We start from the raw sequence: 16,936 nt of genomic DNA, 5'->3' as shown, positions 1-16,936 counted from the left end.
GAAGCTGACGCGTATGTTCCGTGCCTGGTGAGAGGGAAGTTTCTCTGTATTACACCTTCAATGGCAGAGAGATGACCAATTCAGGTGGTACCGCGGGTACTGTTGATGAAGTAGAAGAAGACAGCCCGTCCTGAGCAGATAGTTGCTCAGGATGGGCTTTTTGATTGCTCAGAGAACGTCCCGGGCGAGAGAAGGCGGAAAGCTAAAAGTGCTGTTGTATTCATGTCATGATCTACGTTTGTTAGAAAGGAAAGCTATAATGCAAAGTAACGAGATTCGCCAGACGTTCCTGGAATTTTTTCAGTGCAAAGGCCATACCCGTCGCCCGAGTGCTTCTCTGGTGCCGAAACAAGACCCCTCACTTCTGTTTGTTAATGCGGGAATGGTGCCGTTTAAAGATCGTTTTCTGGGAGGGCCGGATAAGCTGGATCGGCTTGTCTGCTCTTCGCAGAAGTGCCTGCGGGTGTCGGGCAAACATAACGACCTGGAAGAGGTCGGGCCCTCACCCCGTCATCATACCTTTTTTGAGATGCTCGGGAACTTCTCGTTTGGAGAGTACTTCAAGCGAGAGGCGATTCAGTATGCGTGGGAGCTGCTGACCGAGGTTTATTGCATCCCCGTTGAGCGGCTCTGGATCACGGTCCACACTGGTGACGATGAGGCGGAGCAGCTCTGGCGTGAGATTGGGGTGGAGCCGTCACGGATTCTGCGCTTTGGCGATAAGGAGAACTTCTGGATGATGGGGGAGACGGGCCCCTGTGGTCCATCTTCAGAGATCCACTATTATCATGGGGATGATCTGTCCATGCAGCGACCAGAAGGGGTGAACTCTGAGGATGATACCTATATGGAGCTCTGGAATCTGGTGTTTGTTCAGTATTATCGCGATGAACAAGGGATGCTGCATCCGCTGGATCGTCCCTCGGTTGATACCGGAATGGGCCTTGAGCGCCTCTGCTCCGTGCTTCAGGGTGTCGGAAATGACTATCAAACAGATCTGTTTCAACCGCTGCTTCAGCGCCTGATCCGTGATACGAGTCCTGAACAGTATCGGGAACGGCAGGCATACTATCATACCATCATGGATCATTGCCGCTCGATTGCGTTTCTGATCGCGGATGGCGTGCGCCCGAGCAATACCCGACATGGCTATGTGCTGCGGCGGCTGATACGGCGTGCAATCTATATCGGGCGTGAACTGGGGCTACCGCGTTCGTTTCTGGGTGAGCTGGTGCTGACCGTCATTGAAACGATGGGATCAATCTTCCCGGAGCTTATCGAGCACTCTCAGGAGATTCTGGACTGGACGACCGATGAGGAAACGCGCTTCCTTCGGACGCTGGAAAAGGGCGTACGTTATCTGGAAGACGTTATGAACAGCCTGCACGAGCGCGGTGAGCACACGCTAAGCGGTGCAGAGGTTTTCCGCTTGCATGATACCTATGGGTTTCCGCCCGACCTGACGCAGAGGGTTCTGAGTCGTTCCGGGTTGAAGGTGGATATGCAGGGGTATGAGCGCTGCCGTCAGGAGCAACAGGAACGCTCCCGACGCGCGATTATAAGAAGTGGGAGCTAACTTTCTGGTGCATCATAGCAGGGATCGCTGGCAATCTGAACACCGCGGTATTCATGGAGATAAGCCCTGATAGCGGCGGTTGCTTTCGGTCAGCTCCTGGTGGCGCTTTTCCGCGGCAAGCACGGCTTGTTCTGGCGATCCCTGCTCAAGTCGGATCAGGGTCATTTGAAGCGCTGTCTCATGATAGTCGGCTTTACGCAGCCGTACGACTACCTGAATAGTGGGCCGTTGTTCTGCCTTGTATACGGTAGCCATTCTCGGGGGTCGCGTTTGGGGGAAGCTGGCCTTGCTCCTCCCAGAAACGACGAGTCGAGGGCTGGGCATCGACCTGCATCGCGGCTTCATGCATGTGGAGCCGCTGCCGCTTTTTCGTCTGCGAGGGTCTCGGAGGCCTGATGGAGCAGATGCTGCATCTCTTCAATTTACTGCCACTTCGTGATAAAGCCGGGCGTAGCACCATCGATCAAGGCGGTTATTACTATCAGATTTCCTTGACTAGCTGCCTGTATGAGCTGACGAGCGCTAACCCGGTAAACGGGCCAACCAGCAGATGAGCCAGCCAGAGTATTGCCAGATGAAGCGGGGTATAGTAGCGATACCCCTGCTTCCCGCGTTGTCCAGGGGAATAATCCCTCATGCTGCGTCATTGCGTATTATCTGGGGACTCAGGTCTATTACTCCGAATAAGTCTTCTATTTATAAAAGTCCACTGTTACCAGTTCTTTGCTGAATAGAACAATAAGCTCTTATAGAATACCTCAGCTTGCTGACAGGGTTATGGATTGAAAACGGGCAATGCAGCAATGAGTGCGTAACCAATAATGAGAAGCTGCATTGGTATCCGGAGCCAGAGAGGCGTTGCTGTCTTTCCCCGTAACGGTAGTTGCTCACGGGCGGCTTTGACATTTGCGGGAAACATCACCAGCAGTAACAGGATCAGACACCAGCCCGTGATATTTCGCGTCAACGGAAACAGGAGACCGAATGCCCCCAGGAATTCAAAGATTCCTGTAAGCGTCACCAGAGCCTGAGGAAAGGGCAAAAACGAGGGGACCATCCTGGTAAGCTCATACCTGGTTGCGGTAAAGTGAGTGGTGGCGGTCATGACAAGCATCAGCGCAAACGCGACACTTGTGCAGTTCTGCCACGCTGTGAAGAAGGTCAGTCCTAGCAGACCGAGCCCACGACAGAGCAGCGTTGTACCAATCAGAACCAGTTCAAGAAAAAACATAGTATTCTCCTTTTTGCTGTTATATAGGTTAACGGTGTTAATTAAGCAGGTAAAAAAAGAAAATTATTCGCTGCTCAAGCCCTCAAAGACCATTCTGCTGGTCAATTCGGTCATCTGCTGAAGCATCTCACGGTCAAGTACTGGCATGCTGATCGCAAGTGACACGATGCCATGTACGTGCGCCCAGAGCGTCTGGCTGTAGACCTCAATATTGCCGGGACGAAGCACGCCCTCGTTGATTCCTTGCTGGATTGTATCACGCAGGATATGAAACGAGGCATAGCGAGGCTGCTCTTCACCTTCTCTTTGTTGCAGCAGAAAATCTGAGCGTTGCAGAAACATCAATTGATAGTAGATCGGGTTCTCCAATCCGAAGGAGACATAGGCCCGGCAGAGAGCTGCGAGCCGTTCGCGGGCTGATGTGGCTGTCGCCACAGCCTGCTGAAGCTGGTAGGCGAAACGCTCGAAGCCGTAATCGACAATTGTGAACAAGAGGTCGTCTTTGTCCTTGAAGTAGTGATAAATCGTTGTGGCTGAATAACCGATCCGTTCCGCGACCTTGCGAAGCGAGAAGCGATTGTATCCCTCTTCAAGAAAGAGCTCTCCAGCAGCTTTCACAATCGTTTGCCGGAGCTCTTCTTTTTCGTGTCGTTTGCGCTGCTTGATGGCCTCGCGAACTCGCTCATCTCTGGTCATAGCTTGATCCCTTCGCTTTGTTAGGTTAACAGCGTTACTATTATAAACACAGATAACCAGAGCTGTCAAGGAAAGCGCTATCTCGTTTGAGACAGCGCGAGCAGCGATCTAATCCGCGGGGATTGCTCCGGGATTATCGGTCTGGCTTGGTGTGCGGCCTGATACGCTTTCCAGCAAGCTCAGGTAGTGGATCAGCATGGTGGGAATCAGATAATGCTGCCGGACATGCTCGTGTGCCTGCTGTCCCATTTCCTCCCATTTGTCTCGATCACGGAGCAAATGCAGCGTATATTCGGTGGCCTCTTCAGTTTCATCGCTGATATAGCCGTTGGTGCCATGAATGATCTGAGTACGTGGCCCTGTGGCTGTGGTGCCTATCACTGGCTGATATTTCCACATCGCCTCAGTAATTGTCAGACCGAAGCCCTCTTTTGTCGAGCGCTGTAAAATCACACTGGAATAGCGTTGGAGCGCATTTACCTCTCTATGCCGGACTACTTTTGGATCGGAAAGCAGGTGAATATCCGGGTCCCCCTGCGCATACTTCTGGACATCGTGCAGAATGTTCAGAGCGTTGATATCGTCTGCTGCCTCCATTGCGCCCACCAGGGCAAGCTGAACCTCAGGCTCTTCGCGTTTCACCCGGCGATAGATGTCGATGGCTTGCCACGGGTTTTTCCAGCGATCGAAGCGGGCAACCTGAGTAATGAGCGGACGTTTCGGGTCGATGCCACAGCGAATCAGGCATTCTTCGCCGACATCTGCCGAGAGCGCTGCGTTTTTCTCAGTAAATGGATCAATGCCGAGGGTCAGCACCTGGGCGCGGTCTCCCAGATGTTGTTTAAACACGGTAAACGGATTATTAAAGACACAAAGCTGATAATCACGCTGATATTCCATAATATAGTCTACTGCATCAGGATTCGGCTTATCTGTATCGATATGACAGAACCAGATGGTGGGTTGAAGCCAGGGGAAAAGTCGGGCCAGCGGGATCAACTGAAAATCATGGATAAAGTAGATATCAGCATTTTCCTCTTCGGTTGGCTGCTGTGGAAGGGCCTGCTGTAGCCAGCGCAGAAAGTTCTGCTTCTCCTTTTCGGGAATGGTTCCGGCGATACCGCCCTGTAGCATATCAACAATACGTGTTGTGAAGTGATTCGAGTCGGGATCGAGCTGAATAACCTTGCGCTTATGCTGAATATTGAGATTATCGGTGATAGGCGTCAGAGCTCCAAGTAGCTCAGCAACGCCGCCGCCTCGGTGAGTAGTATTGATATGCAGGACTCGTATCCCTTCCACAGATCGTGCTTTCTTATAGATATTTTCCAGGAATGTTTCACCGATCAATTCTACATAGCGATCTAAAAGCGGTGCATTCTCCATGCTTGCGGTCTCCTGTAAGAAAAAAATGCTGTCAGAATTGAAATTTGCATGATTTATTTGAGTTAGACACGGGATACCCTGCATTTTTGTTACTCAACCGTGGTGAATCGCGCGCTGGTTATGGTAGAGTATGGGAAAAAGATGGGAGGGAACAACGCATGCAAGCCAGAAGCCTGTATGTGCTTGCGCCAAAAAAGGTGGAATGGATAGCAGAGGAGCTTCCAGAGCTCGGGGTGCATGAGGTACTGGTTCAGACGACGACGGGAGAGAGCAGTATTGGAAGTGAGCTGCCACGCTATAGCGGGACGGCTCGCAGCAGTTCGCTCCCAAAATACCCTGTGATGACGGGTTACGAGAACGTGGGAACGGTGCTGGCCCGCGGCTCAGAGGTGAAGCGCGTGCATCCGGGAGTGCAAGTCGTCTGCTTTTATGGACATCGTACGCATGCCGTGATCCCTGAGTCAAAGGTGATTCGTGTTCCTGATGAGATCTCGGATGAACTGGCGCTGCTCACTATCCTGACCTGTGATTGTGCTAAAGGCGTGCGTAAGGTGATGCCGCGTCCGGAAGAAGCGGTACTGGTGAGCGCGGCCGGAGCAATTGGCCTGATGACGCTCTTTATCTTGCGGGCATATGGTGTCCTGCATGTGGATGTTGTTGAAATGGAGCCGCAGCGTCATGAGCTGGCTCGTAAGCTTGGTGCGCGACGGGTGCTGTTGCCAAACGAACTCCCGGAGAGCAGCGAAACGTACACGGTGAGCTTTGAGTGTACCAGTCGAAACGCCGCCTTTGCACTATTGCAGTGGAATTTGAAGCCGGAGGGACGCCTGTGTGTGCTGGCAGACGGAAACTATGAGCCTTTACAGCTCACACCTGCCTTTCATGAAAAAGAACTCTCCCTTTTTGCTTCAAGCGACGGCTGGAACTATCAGGAGCATGCGGCCTGGTTCTTTCAGGTTGCAGGTCAGAGCGGGTTGGAGGCACTTTTTGAGTGGCGGGTTTCCGCGCAGGAGCTTCCGGATGTCTTTGAGCGGCTGGTGCAGGGGGAGATGAGACCGGTTAAGGTGCTGGTATCCTATGAGCCGCAGCGTGCTTCGGGGCGTTGACAGTAGGGCTTGACGCCCGGAAAGTGGTGGCGATTGCGGGCGACCCAGTGGTAGAGTTTCTCTTCCAGCGGACCAATCAGCGGGAAGAGGTAGAGCAGGCTGAAGATGGGCACGACTGTGATGGCGTCAAGCGCGGCGCTGATTGCTCTGGCCCCCGAATACTTGCGCCCACTGAGCGGGATTGCCCAGACAGAAGTTTCGCATTGTTGTAGCGTCAGGCCGTACTGTTCGGGGATGCCGGGCTGCTGAAACGGCACAAGGCGGATACGTTTGCGCCAATCAAGGGAACGCAGAATGAGAGTGGTCGCAGTGCAAAAACCACAGCTTCCATCAAAGATGATGGTGAGTGTCGGCGTGTGCTGATCCATAACGTGTCCTTTCAGAACAGTTTTCTTAGAAACACGTGGAGTACCAGGATGGAGTGACAAACAGGGGAGGGTACAGGCGTACCCTCCGAAGGAGACAGATGTTTAGCGGGTCACTTCCTCAAGGGTGCGATCCAGAATCTGCGCGGCCTCATCAATATCGGCTGGTGTCAGGATCAAGGGCGGAATCATGCGCAGTGTATCGCCACCCAGGGCATTAAGCAGCAGCCCGTTTTTCAACGCCTTCTCAACCAGTGTTCCAGCCAGATCGTTTTTCACATGAACGGCACGCATCAGACCGATGCCACGCGGGCTATCAATAATATCATATTTGGCGCAGAGCTCTTCAAGCTTGGTGTTCCAGTATTCGCCCATTTTAGTTGCGTTCTCAAGCAGGTGCTCCTCCATGATGGTCTTCACGGTAGCGACACCAGCGGCACAAGCGACCGGGTTGCCGCCAAAGGTTGTCCCGTGATCACCGGGCTGGAAGAGGTCAGTGCGTGGACCTGTGAGCATTGCGCCGATGGGGATACCGCCAGCGAGGCCTTTTGCCATTGTCACAATATCAGGAGTGATGCCGTAGTGTTGCCAGCTAAAGAAGGTGCCGGTGCGCCCCATGCCGGCCTGAACCTCATCACAGATCAGGACAAGGTTTTTCTCGTCACACCACTGGCGCAAGCCCTGCATAAATTCCTGTGAGGCGGGCCAGATACCGCCTTCGCCCTGCACGGCTTCGACCAGAATGGCGGCTGTTTTATCGCTTGTGGCAGCTTTTACGGCGTCCAGATCGTTGAAAGGAACCTGCTGGAAGCCATCAGGAAGAGGTTGCCAGGTGGCCTGATAGGAGTCCTGACCGGTGGCGGCTGTAGTGGCAAGTGTGCGTCCGTGGAAACTGCGCTTCATACTGATAATCTCATATGCGCCGTTTCGGTGCAGGCGACCATATTTGCGGGCCAATTTGATCGCACCTTCGTTCGCCTCTGCTCCGCTGTTAGAGAAGAAGGAGCGCATACCGCCGCTCTGCTCCGCCAGTTGCTCGGCCAGCTCGATCTGACGGACATTGTAGAAGAGATTTGAGACGTGGATGAGCTGCGTGACCTGCTCCTGTACAGCCTGAACGATTGCCGGGTGACAGTGGCCCAGGACGTTGACTGCGATTCCGGCCACAAAGTCAATATAGCTTTTTCCGTCTGTGTCCCAGACACGTACTCCTTCACCGCGCACCAGTGTGATGGGTTGTCGCTTGAAGGTACCCTGATAGTATTTCTGCTCAAGTGCAGCCCAGTCGCGTTTTTCCAACCCCGTTGTTGTCATGCTTTTTTTCTCCTACTCACTGAAAAAAATGGGAACCTTACCGTGTGTATAACGTGTTCTCGTCGATGTAGCCATGTGTCAGGTCACAGCCCCAGGCGGTTGCAGTGCCTTCGCCCAGATGAAGATCAATCGTGATCGTGACCTCATCGCCGAGCATTGCAGCCTTTGCCTGTGCCTGATCGTAGTTAAGCGGCAGACCTGCCTTGAGAAGCTGAACATCGCCGATATATATATCGTACGTATTCTGGTCAAGCTCACAGCCGCTGGCGCCAAGTGCTGCTGTAATGCGTCCCCAGTTAGGATCACTGCCCGCTACGGCGCATTGCCAGAGTGGCGAGAGGGTGATGCTGCGCGCCGCTTTGACGGCGTCGGCTTTGCTGCGTGCGCCACGAACATTGACCGTCATCAATTTCGTAGCCCCTTCGCCATCGCGAGCCATCTCACGAGCCAGATAGCGCAACATAGAATTGAGTGCCTGTCGGAACGTCTCCGCCTGCGGGTGCCGTGCATTCAGAGGATTGTTCCCGGCGAGGCCGTTGGCAAAGATCAAGCAGGTGTCGTTGGTGGACATATCACCATCAACGGAGATCATATTGAATGTATCGGCTACAGCGGCGCGAAGCTCGTGCTGAAGCCATTCCTGCTCTACAGCGGCATCGGTTGTCAGATAGCACAACATGGTTGCCATATTCGGGTAAATCATACCCGAGCCTTTGGTGACACCTCCCAGTCGTACCGTTCGGTCATCGATCTCGAATTCAAGGGCGATACGCTTGGGGCGCGTATCGGTTGTCATAATAGCAACCGAAAAATCGTTCCCGTTTGCGCTGCTTAACTCGATGTTCCGAACGCCTGCCTCAATCTTCTCCATTGGCAGTTGACGTCCGATGATGCCTGTTGAGGAGCAGAGCACAAGATCTTTGTCCAGCCCGAACTGTTCGGCGACCAGCTCAGTCATGCGATAGGCGTTCTGAAGGCCCTGTGCTCCGGTGGCACAATTGGCATTCCCGCTATTCACAATGACTGCCTGTGCTTTTCCTGCTTTAAGCCGCTCCTGACAGACCATGACTGGCGCGGCTTTGGTGGCGCTGGTGGTAAAGGTACCGGCTGCCACACAGGGAACATCTGAGACCAGAATTGCCAGATCTTTGATTCCGGCATCGGATTTGATTCCACACGCTGTGGTTCCTGCGCGAAAGCCCCGGGGAGCCGTCACGCACTGATCGATTTCACGAAATAGTTCTGCTGCCACAGACCGTTATCTCCTCCTGATTGAAAAAAGCTCCAAAACTCAGCACAACAAAGCCCATATTTATCAGTTCCGGTTGGGCTCGTGTCACTGGATAGAGGTGTGCGGAGTCAGGAACTTGTACCATATCTCATTGTACAATGCTGCGCTCGGTTCCTACAAGCCCCGAGATGAGGAAAAACGAACGGGCGGTGCGAATGCCGCCCGCTGTACTTCTTAGCCTTCTGCCTCTTCTCGATAGAGAGAGGGTAAAGGGGGATACTGTGTCTGTGTAGCGCTTTTGAGAACAGGAGATACGTGAGCGGTATCGTGTGTGTCCTGATCTTCTTGCTCTTCGTTTAAGGGTTGATTAAAGAGTGCCTCAAAGGCAGGCCCTTCCAGGGTCTCTTCTGTAATCAGGCGTTCGCTGATGAGCACAAGCCGGGTTTTATTCTGTTGCAAGATGTTATACGCGCGGTCGAATGCTTCCTGCACAATCCTTTGCACTTCCTCATCAACCTCGCGGGCGGTCTGTTCGCTATAGTTGCGCTGCTCGCCGAGGTCGCGTCCCAGAAAGACCAGCTCTTCTTTATGGCCGAAGGCGATCGGGCCAAGGCGCTTGCTCATGCCATATTCGGTGACCATCGCGCGTGCGGTTTTTGTGATACGCTCAATATCGTTGGAGGCTCCGGTTGTTACCTCACCAAAGATAATGAGCTCGGCCACATGTCCACCCAGTGCGTAGGCCAGCATATCTTCAAACTGGGACTTACTCCATAAGTAGCGGTCCTCAGTAGGGAGGAGCATCGTAAAGCCTCCGGCCTGTCCTCGGGCCACAATGGAGACCTTATGCACGGGGTCACAGTTGGGGAGCATACGAGCGACCAGCGCATGACCGACCTCATGATAGGCGGTGATTGCCTTCTCTCGCTCACTGATAATTCGGCTTTTGCGTGCTGGTCCAGCGACCACGCGGTCAATGGCCTCTTCCAGCTCGCTGATTGTGATCAGGCGTTGATTGCGGCGTGCCGCCAGAATCGCAGCCTCATTTAACAGGTTTGCCAGATCAGCACCGGAGAAGCCCGGGGTTTGCTTGGCAAGCGTTTCCAGCGAGATATTATCCGCCAGCGGCTTTCCTCGCGCATGGACTTGAAGAATAGCGACGCGGCCTCGGATGTCAGGGCGATCCAGTACCACCTGGCGGTCAAAGCGTCCGGGGCGCAGGAGCGCGGGATCAAGGACGTCGGGGCGGTTGGTTGCGGCGATCACAATCACATTGGTGTTTGAGTCGAAGCCATCCATCTCAACCAGAATCTGATTCAGGGTTTGCTCACGCTCATCATGGGAGCCGCCCAGACCAGCGCCGCGCTGGCGTCCGACCGCATCGATTTCATCAACGAAGACAATACAGGGGCTGTTGCGTTTGGCCTGATCGAAGAGATCACGCACGCGACTGGCTCCAACGCCGACAAACATTTCTACAAACTCGGAGCCGCTGATGCTGAAGAAGGGGACGCCTGCTTCTCCGGCGACGGCGCGGGCTACCAGCGTCTTTCCGGTCCCGGGAGGTCCGACGAGGAGCAGGCCCTTCGGAATGCGTGCACCCAGAGCGACAAACTTTTCGGGATATTTCAAAAATTCGACGATCTCCTGTAGCTCCTGTTTCGCCTCCTCTACCCCAGCAACATCGGCAAAGGTCACCGTTGACTTATTGCCCATAAACAGGCGGGCGCGGCTCTTGCCAAACGAGAGCGCCTGATTGTTCGCTCCCTGCGCCTGTCGCAGAATGATAAACAGCAGGCCGAGAAACAGCAGAAAGGTGAGTATCCCACCAATAGAACTGAGCAGCGTTCCAAACTGGTTGGGCGCTTCATATTGCAGGGTCAGGTTACTGGTGTTGACGTAGTCGATGCCATTATCCTTGAGTACCTGGGTGACCATGAACCCTGGATTGACGGTTGCGGTTTCTTTTGCTGCGTTTGCCTCTTTGCCGCGTGTCAGCGTGAGTGAGTCATTGCTGACACTCAAAATGTCCTGTTTACCCTGGCGAATGTCTTCCTTTACGTGCTGCAACAGTGTCGAGACGTTGACAGTTTTGACATTCGTTTGTGGGCGAAAAAAGAAGACGACCGCAAAAACGACGATTGCGATGACCAGGAGCCAGATAACGCTTGCTCTAAGCCATTTTCCGCTATTTAGCATTGTGGCTCCTCTCTCTACGGATAGCATGCACAAAAAGCGGCTTTGTGCTGCTCTTTTTCCTCTCCATATAGTTTCCTGATTGTCTCATATCAATTATTGTGTGCTCTATTATAGCATATCAGGTGAGGGACTCTTTGCTGTTGTGTATTTAGCGAAATGAAAGAGAACGGCTTGCATTTCTTGACCTTTCATGTGCGAAATTCCTTTTAGCCAGAACCAGGCCCCAGACCGCCTGAGCGCCAGCGTCCAACAAGGGGCGGGCACAGGCTTCCAATGTCGCGCCGGTCGTACTGACATCGTCGATCAGAAGGATGGTTCGCTCTCTGATCCGGCGTGTCGAAGAAGGAAGGCTGAAGGCAGCCGCTACATTGGCACGCCGCTCGCTGGCGGTCAGGCCGACCTGCGAGGATGTGGCCCGACGTCGGATCAGCAGCCGCTCATCCCAGGGAATGCCAAGCTGCCTGGCGCAGGCGCGTGCAAGAAGCGTTGCCTGATTGAAGCCGCGCTGGCGCTGGCGCTCGGGGTGCAGCGGAACCGGGAGCACGATGTCTGCTTGCAAATGGTGGCGCTGGTAGGTTTGAGCGAGCAGCTTTCCGAGCGGGTCAGCCAGCTCGATGACACCCTGATATTTCAAGGCGTGAATGCTGGCAAGCAGGACGCCTGTATAGCTCCCGACAGCGCGCAGTCCTCGAAGTGCTGAGATGCGTTCTGTGCAGGGGCGACAACAGGCCTCGGGTGTCGCAAGGAGTGTCAGGCAGCGTGGACAGTAGGGCGGAGTCAGCGGCTGGATGCTTTGCATGCAGCGGCTACAGAGCACGGTTCCACTGAGAGCGCAACCTGCACACTGTGGGGGAAAAAGCAGGTTCAAGGTCCCTCGGTAGAGCCAATGTAATGGTGATACGTTCATACAATACTGCTTTTCCTTTTTCCGAAGCCTTCTTGATCTATTCATTTCTATATAGTATACGGGTGAGAACAAAGGCCGGCTGAAAAGAAAAAGCGCCCCCGACCAGAAGGCCGGGGGAATGGGATGTATCAGTATTTATTCTTCGGTGGTTTTGCGCATGGCCGGGAACAGGATCACGTCGCGAATGGACTCCTGATCGGCCATCACCATTGTGAGGCGATCGATGCCGATACCGACGCCACCAGTAGGAGGCATCCCGATTTCCAGCGCTTCAAGGAAGTCTTCGTCAAGTATCTGTGCTTCCTCGTCGCCCTGCGCGCGCTGACGCATCTGATCCTCAAAGCGGGCGCGCTGATCCAGGGGATCATTGAGTTCGGTGAAGGCGTTTCCAACCTCAAGGCCACCAATAAACGGCTGGAAGCGCTCAACCAGGCCGGGCTTGCTGCGATGCTTCTTAGTCAGCGGTGAGAGGTCAAGCGGGTAGTCGATCAGGAACATGGCCTGCTTCAACTCGGGAATACCCTTGCGGAACATGGCCCCTTTCAAGTCATCGATCAAGCGACCGCGCTCAAGATTGGGATCAACCTCATAGCCCTGCTCACGCATTGCCGCGCCGAGGCTCTCTTTATCGGGGTACTGATCCACGTCGATGCCGGTATACTGTTTGATGGCTTCCAGGAGCGGGATGCGCGGCCAGGGAGGCGTGAGATCGATTTCGACCCCCTGATAGGTGACGACGGGCTTACCCTTGACTTGCCGGGCAACATAGGCAATCATTTCCTCGGTCAGCTTCATCATATCGTTGTAGTCTGCATATGCCTGATAGAACTCAAGCATCGTGAACTCGGGGTTATGACTGCGGTCAATGCCCTCATTGCGGAAGTTGCGGCCAAGCTCATAGACGCGCTCGAAGCCGCCAACGATCAGGCGTTTCAGATAAAGCTCAACTGCGATGCGCAGATACAGATCGCGATCAAGCGCGTTATGGTGTGTAATGAACGGGCGTGCGGTCGCGCCACCATAGAGCGGCTGAAGGATCGGGGTCTCAAACTCCAGGTAGCCGTGATCATCCAGGAAGCGGCGAATTGCGCTGATAGTACGGCTGCGGGTAGCAAATACCTGTTTTACCTCTTCGCCATTAGCGATCAGGTCAAGATAGCGTTTACGCTGGCGGGTCTCGATATCTTCAAGCCCGTGGAATTTTTCGGGGAGCGGACGCAGGCCCTTCGAGATAATGTGCCATTTGCGGACATGCAGCGTATGCTCACCGGTTTTGGTGACAAAGAGATAGCCATTGGCCTCGATGAAGTCTCCGACATCAAGTAGTTTGATCTGGCGATAGTTCTCTTCACCAATATCATTAATGCGGAAGAAGACCTGAATTCTTCCGGTGCCATCCTCAATGGTAGCGAAGGTGGCTTTCCCCATCACACGGAGCAGGCGAACTCGGCCAACAAGTGTAAAATTGCCTTCTGGTCCAACGAACTCGTCAAAGTGCTGCTGGACGTCTGCAATTGTATGAGAACGCTCAACCGTTGTAGGATAGGGTTCTATGCCCTGATCTCGCAACGCATGGAGGCGCTGTATTCGTATCTCCCTTTCCTCTGGCATATCGTTTTTGTTTTCCCTTCGACGTTTTGTGCCATAGTATACCGCAGGCATGACAAAGACACGGATAACCGGTATACCAGGCTCCATGTTCTGTCCATTGTAACATTGTTTGGCGTTACTGGGTAGTGACAGCGTGCCCTGCTATCACATTTTGCTATCGTGGTAGGGGGAAGAAAAAAAGGAGCCCTCCAGGTGTTGGGCTGTGAAATGGGAATAGCCAACCCGGGAGGACTCAGTTTTTCTGGGATTGCAACCGTATCCTCGTTTGAGAGGAAGGGAGCGGCGCGGGAGGAGCTTATTCGATGCTTATAACGGTGTACTCTTTCACGCCGCCCGGGGTGGAGACCATAATATGATCTCCGGCTTTGTGGCCGAGGAGTGCACGACCTACCGGGGATTCGTTTGAGATGCGACCGGCGCTCGGGCTGGCTTCAAAAGCACCAACAATAGTATAGGTTACTTCACGATCATCGCTAGTACGAAGATGGACAATCGAGCCCAGGGAAACTTCGTCAGTTTGTCGATGGTCGATCAGCTTGGCACGTGCGATAAGCTGTTCGAGCTCCATAATGCGAGACTCAAGTTTAGCCTGTTGGTCCTTTGCGTCGTCATAGGCAGGGTTGTCTATGACATCGCCGGACTCTTTAGCATCATGGAGGTACTGCGCCACCTCTGCGCGCCGCACTGTGCGCAGAAATTCAAGCTGACTCATAGCACGCTGTAAGCCGTCTGAAGTTAGGAATACATCCTGTGTCTCCATCTTCTGTTCCCCTCATTCTGGTTGGAGTTCGTTCTCCAACGATAGTACCTCTGCAACGTCAACTACTCCGAGGGATACCCAACGTCCCCCCAGGTGATAATGACGCGCTTACCTGTAGAAGAGCGTAAGATCAGTTCTCCGCTCTCGCCAACGTCTTCCGCGACCCCTTCGATCAGGGTATCTCCCTGACGTACTTTGATAGAACGCCCCAGGGTTGAAAGGCGTTGACGCCAATTGTTCAGGACCTGCCGGGCCTGTGTGTCGCCGTTTGTGGCGGCCACCCCTTCTTGCGCCTCCTGCTGGAGCGCCAGATAGACGCGTTCCAGATGATAGAGGAGGTGCGCGAGCAGAATTTCCCGTTGTACGGGATGTTCGCACTCCGTCTCTAGCGTGGTTGCCCGCTGTTGCGGCGCGGCCTGCGCAGGTGTTTGTTCGCTATCCCGCACACTGCCTTCAGTGTGTTGTGGAAGCGGCATATGTTCAATACGACCATTGACGTTTATCCCGATGCCCATCACTGCAACCATCCGACCGGATAGGTCATGGCTGGTCTCAATGAGTATACCAGCAACTTTCCGGCTGCCGATGAGAATATCATTGGGCCATTTGATCGAAGCTTCTAGTCCACAGCATTCGGCGATTGCATCGACAACTGCCAGAGATGCAAGCATAATCAGGAGATAAGGCGGAAAGTGTGGTGTTACGATTGTTGACGAGAGCACATTCTTCCCGCGCACATCGATCCAACGCCTTCCCAGTCTCCCTTTACCGGCAGTCTGGCTATCGGTTAGAATCACCGTCCCTTCATCTGCTCCTTTCAGAGCACATTGTATCGCCAGGATGTTTGTTGACTCGACGACCGGTAGAAAAACGGTTCGTCGGCCAAGCCCAAAAAACTGTGTCCCCAGAAGGGAAAGCTCTTTCTGTAAAACGTCAACGTCGAATTGGTTTGTATCAGTGGTATTCTCTGTTTTCAAATTCTTCCGCTTCTATCTACCCTGAAAAGAAATACTGGTATGAGTCCGTGATTAAGACGTTGATTTTGCTTCGAGATACACTAATGAGGTGCCTTGTTTGATAAATAGAAAAAACTGTGTATCACTCTGTTCTAGGAAGCGTGCCCCGAGTTGAGGTCTGGCGCGACTTGTACAGAACGCCTATCACCCCCCGTCAGGCATTGCAATCAGCATATAGAAAAACGGCTTTCCAACCGCTTCCATCATGCATTATACGTGCAAAAGATCCTCCGCTGTGTCAGCAGAGAAAAGGGCGATGTATACACAGCTTTGCGCTCGTTGAGAGGTATTGTACCAGAGGATTTTAAGAGTTGTCAAGCTTTTTCTGAAAACTCACTCATGCGCAGAAGCGTGATAGGCAGCTCCTTCGGCTTATAACGCTATCTGGTGTGGTTGAGTCTACTGTGAATTTTTTGTGAAAGCAGCCCCTTGTCTGGTAGAGGTTTATAGGGGAGGTTTTTATTCCCTGCCAGCGTGGCATTGATTCGATTTATAGAAATAGAATATGATAATTGATAGAGGTATATATTGTGTAAAGGGAGGGGCTATGGGTATTGAACAAACAGCACATCCGCATATTATTCGTGATTCAACCATTTATGATGGTGAGCCAATTATTGCCGGGACGCGAACCGGAGTTCGGCATGTCATGCTTCTGTTCCAGAGCGGCCTTGACCCCGAAGTGATAGCGGCTGAACAGCATCTCACTCTCGCTCAGGTGTATGACGCGATTAGTTACTATTACGACAATGAAGAAGAAATAAAGCGTTATATGCGAGGTGGGTAGTGTACAGCGGCGTTTTTAACCATCTGATTGCCGTGAATCGGCTTGTAATCAAGAGTGCTATCAGTGTGGCAAATTCCCCGTTAATACGCTATACTGTGTAGTAGTGATGACGGTAAGGGGTACAGATAGCATTATCTATCTGGCCGTTGTTCATGCTCCACGTTTTCTCTGTCTGAAAAAAGAGTCTGGCCCGCTTTGCAAGGACTTTGTGCGTGCGATCTTCGGTCTTTAGCATGCGGGAAGAAGGCAGACCCATCGGGCTTTGTGCTGTTCTTGTCTTGTTGTTGGGATGCCCTTTTTCTACCTGTTCTCATCGTTTATTGCCCGTGGTGGTCTCCTCTTGTGGTATCCACGATTGCTCTGGTTTTGTTCTTACCTGGATCTCTCTGAGTATGGTGGCCTACGTCACGATGTGTAGCTAGATGCGTAAGGGGGACAAGTATATGCAACACCAGTATGTGGATTTGCTTATTGATGCCCTCCTTGACGAGGGATTCTCCTTAGAGGAGGCTCGTAAGCTCATCAAATTACAGGAAGAGTACGAAGAGAAAAAAGCGTCTGAAATTACCTATCGTCATCTTTTTGTGCGCTGGTTGGTAGAACAGGGAAGGTTGAGTGACTGGTAGTAAATGCCTTGCGACGCGTTTTTCTCTTGTTGTACAATAATGTTAGCGGAGTTGTTCGGACGGCGTGGCTGTAGCTACGCCGTCCTTCATCTATTTTACTCATTCCTTGCTTTACGTGCTTCTTT

Annotated in this window: 17 protein-coding genes; 4 read left to right on the top strand and 13 right to left on the bottom strand. The window is 53.0% G+C overall.

Annotated elements, in window-relative coordinates:
• The first annotated feature begins 259 nt into the window (after positions 1 to 259).
• Positions 260 to 1,576, top strand: coding sequence for an alanine--tRNA ligase (gene alaS, locus KTH_RS17325; RefSeq protein WP_170142292.1), 1,317 nt, complete (start codon positions 260 to 262; stop codon positions 1,574 to 1,576).
• Between the two features lie 51 nt (positions 1,577 to 1,627).
• Here the strand turns inward: alaS and KTH_RS17320 are convergent, their stop codons facing one another.
• The 5 genes from KTH_RS17320 to KTH_RS17300 form a co-directional block, all read right to left on the bottom strand.
• A complete protein-coding gene (locus KTH_RS17320) occupies positions 1,628 to 1,831 on the bottom strand; it encodes a hypothetical protein (RefSeq protein WP_111318373.1) in 204 nt (67 codons plus the stop codon).
• A 226-nt stretch (positions 1,832 to 2,057) separates the two neighbouring features.
• Entirely contained in the window at positions 2,058 to 2,213 is a 156-nt protein-coding gene (locus KTH_RS17315; RefSeq protein ID WP_170142291.1) for a hypothetical protein, read from the bottom strand.
• A gap of 138 nt (positions 2,214 to 2,351) precedes the next feature.
• Entirely contained in the window at positions 2,352 to 2,807 is a 456-nt protein-coding gene (locus KTH_RS17310; RefSeq protein WP_111318371.1) for a DoxX family protein, read from the bottom strand.
• 63 nt (positions 2,808 to 2,870) lie between these two features.
• Positions 2,871 to 3,503: a TetR/AcrR family transcriptional regulator gene (locus KTH_RS17305; protein ID WP_111318369.1), complete on the bottom strand. Its 633-nt coding sequence runs from the start codon at positions 3,501 to 3,503 to the stop codon at positions 2,871 to 2,873.
• A 108-nt stretch (positions 3,504 to 3,611) separates the two neighbouring features.
• Complete coding sequence (locus KTH_RS17300) at positions 3,612 to 4,889, bottom strand: glycosyltransferase (RefSeq protein ID WP_170142290.1); 1,278 nt, start codon at positions 4,887 to 4,889, stop codon at positions 3,612 to 3,614.
• Positions 4,890 to 5,047: 158 nt separating this feature from the next.
• On the opposite strand from KTH_RS17300, the gene KTH_RS17295 reads away from it, so the two are divergent.
• Positions 5,048 to 5,995: a zinc-dependent alcohol dehydrogenase gene (locus tag KTH_RS17295; protein ID WP_111318365.1), complete on the top strand. Its 948-nt coding sequence runs from the start codon at positions 5,048 to 5,050 to the stop codon at positions 5,993 to 5,995.
• Here the strand turns inward: KTH_RS17295 and KTH_RS17290 are convergent.
• The 8 genes from KTH_RS17290 to KTH_RS17255 form a co-directional block, all read right to left on the bottom strand.
• Entirely contained in the window at positions 5,965 to 6,363 is a 399-nt protein-coding gene (locus KTH_RS17290; protein ID WP_111318363.1) for a thiol-disulfide oxidoreductase DCC family protein, read from the bottom strand. The genes KTH_RS17295 and KTH_RS17290 overlap by 31 nt on opposite strands.
• A gap of 102 nt (positions 6,364 to 6,465) precedes the next feature.
• Complete coding sequence (locus KTH_RS17285) at positions 6,466 to 7,674, bottom strand: acetylornithine transaminase (protein WP_111318361.1); 1,209 nt, start codon at positions 7,672 to 7,674, stop codon at positions 6,466 to 6,468.
• 37 nt (positions 7,675 to 7,711) lie between these two features.
• The gene (gene argJ, locus KTH_RS17280) at positions 7,712 to 8,926 is read right to left on the bottom strand and encodes a bifunctional glutamate N-acetyltransferase/amino-acid acetyltransferase ArgJ (RefSeq protein ID WP_111318359.1); all 1,215 of its coding nucleotides are present in this window, start codon (positions 8,924 to 8,926) and stop codon (positions 7,712 to 7,714) included.
• Between the two features lie 213 nt (positions 8,927 to 9,139).
• Complete coding sequence (ftsH, locus tag KTH_RS17275; protein ID WP_111318357.1) at positions 9,140 to 11,104, bottom strand: ATP-dependent zinc metalloprotease FtsH; 1,965 nt, start codon at positions 11,102 to 11,104, stop codon at positions 9,140 to 9,142.
• 148 nt (positions 11,105 to 11,252) lie between these two features.
• The gene (locus tag KTH_RS17270) at positions 11,253 to 12,011 is read right to left on the bottom strand and encodes a ComF family protein (RefSeq protein WP_170142289.1); all 759 of its coding nucleotides are present in this window, start codon (positions 12,009 to 12,011) and stop codon (positions 11,253 to 11,255) included.
• 135 nt (positions 12,012 to 12,146) lie between these two features.
• Positions 12,147 to 13,622 carry a lysine--tRNA ligase gene (gene lysS, locus KTH_RS17265; protein WP_497620189.1) on the bottom strand — a complete coding sequence of 492 codons (1,476 nt, stop codon included), beginning with the start codon at positions 13,620 to 13,622 and terminating at the stop codon, positions 12,147 to 12,149.
• 295 nt (positions 13,623 to 13,917) lie between these two features.
• Positions 13,918 to 14,382, bottom strand: a complete 465-nt coding sequence (gene greA / locus KTH_RS17260) for a transcription elongation factor GreA (protein ID WP_497620187.1) — start codon at positions 14,380 to 14,382, stop codon at positions 13,918 to 13,920.
• Between the two features lie 62 nt (positions 14,383 to 14,444).
• Positions 14,445 to 15,359, bottom strand: a complete 915-nt coding sequence (locus KTH_RS17255) for a biotin--[acetyl-CoA-carboxylase] ligase (protein WP_497620185.1) — start codon at positions 15,357 to 15,359, stop codon at positions 14,445 to 14,447.
• Positions 15,360 to 15,945: 586 nt separating this feature from the next.
• On the opposite strand from KTH_RS17255, the gene KTH_RS17250 reads away from it, so the two are divergent.
• Positions 15,946 to 16,185: a DUF433 domain-containing protein gene (locus KTH_RS17250; RefSeq protein WP_111318349.1), complete on the top strand. Its 240-nt coding sequence runs from the start codon at positions 15,946 to 15,948 to the stop codon at positions 16,183 to 16,185.
• Between the two features lie 443 nt (positions 16,186 to 16,628).
• On the top strand, positions 16,629 to 16,811 hold the full coding sequence (locus KTH_RS17245) for a hypothetical protein (protein ID WP_111318347.1): 183 nt from the start codon (positions 16,629 to 16,631) through the stop codon (positions 16,809 to 16,811).
• Positions 16,812 to 16,936: the final 125 nt, after the last annotated feature.

This window comes from Thermosporothrix sp. COM3, assembly GCF_059696735.1.
The sequence above is the reverse complement of the archived record's forward strand: the minus strand, read 5'-3'. Positions and strand labels throughout refer to the sequence as shown.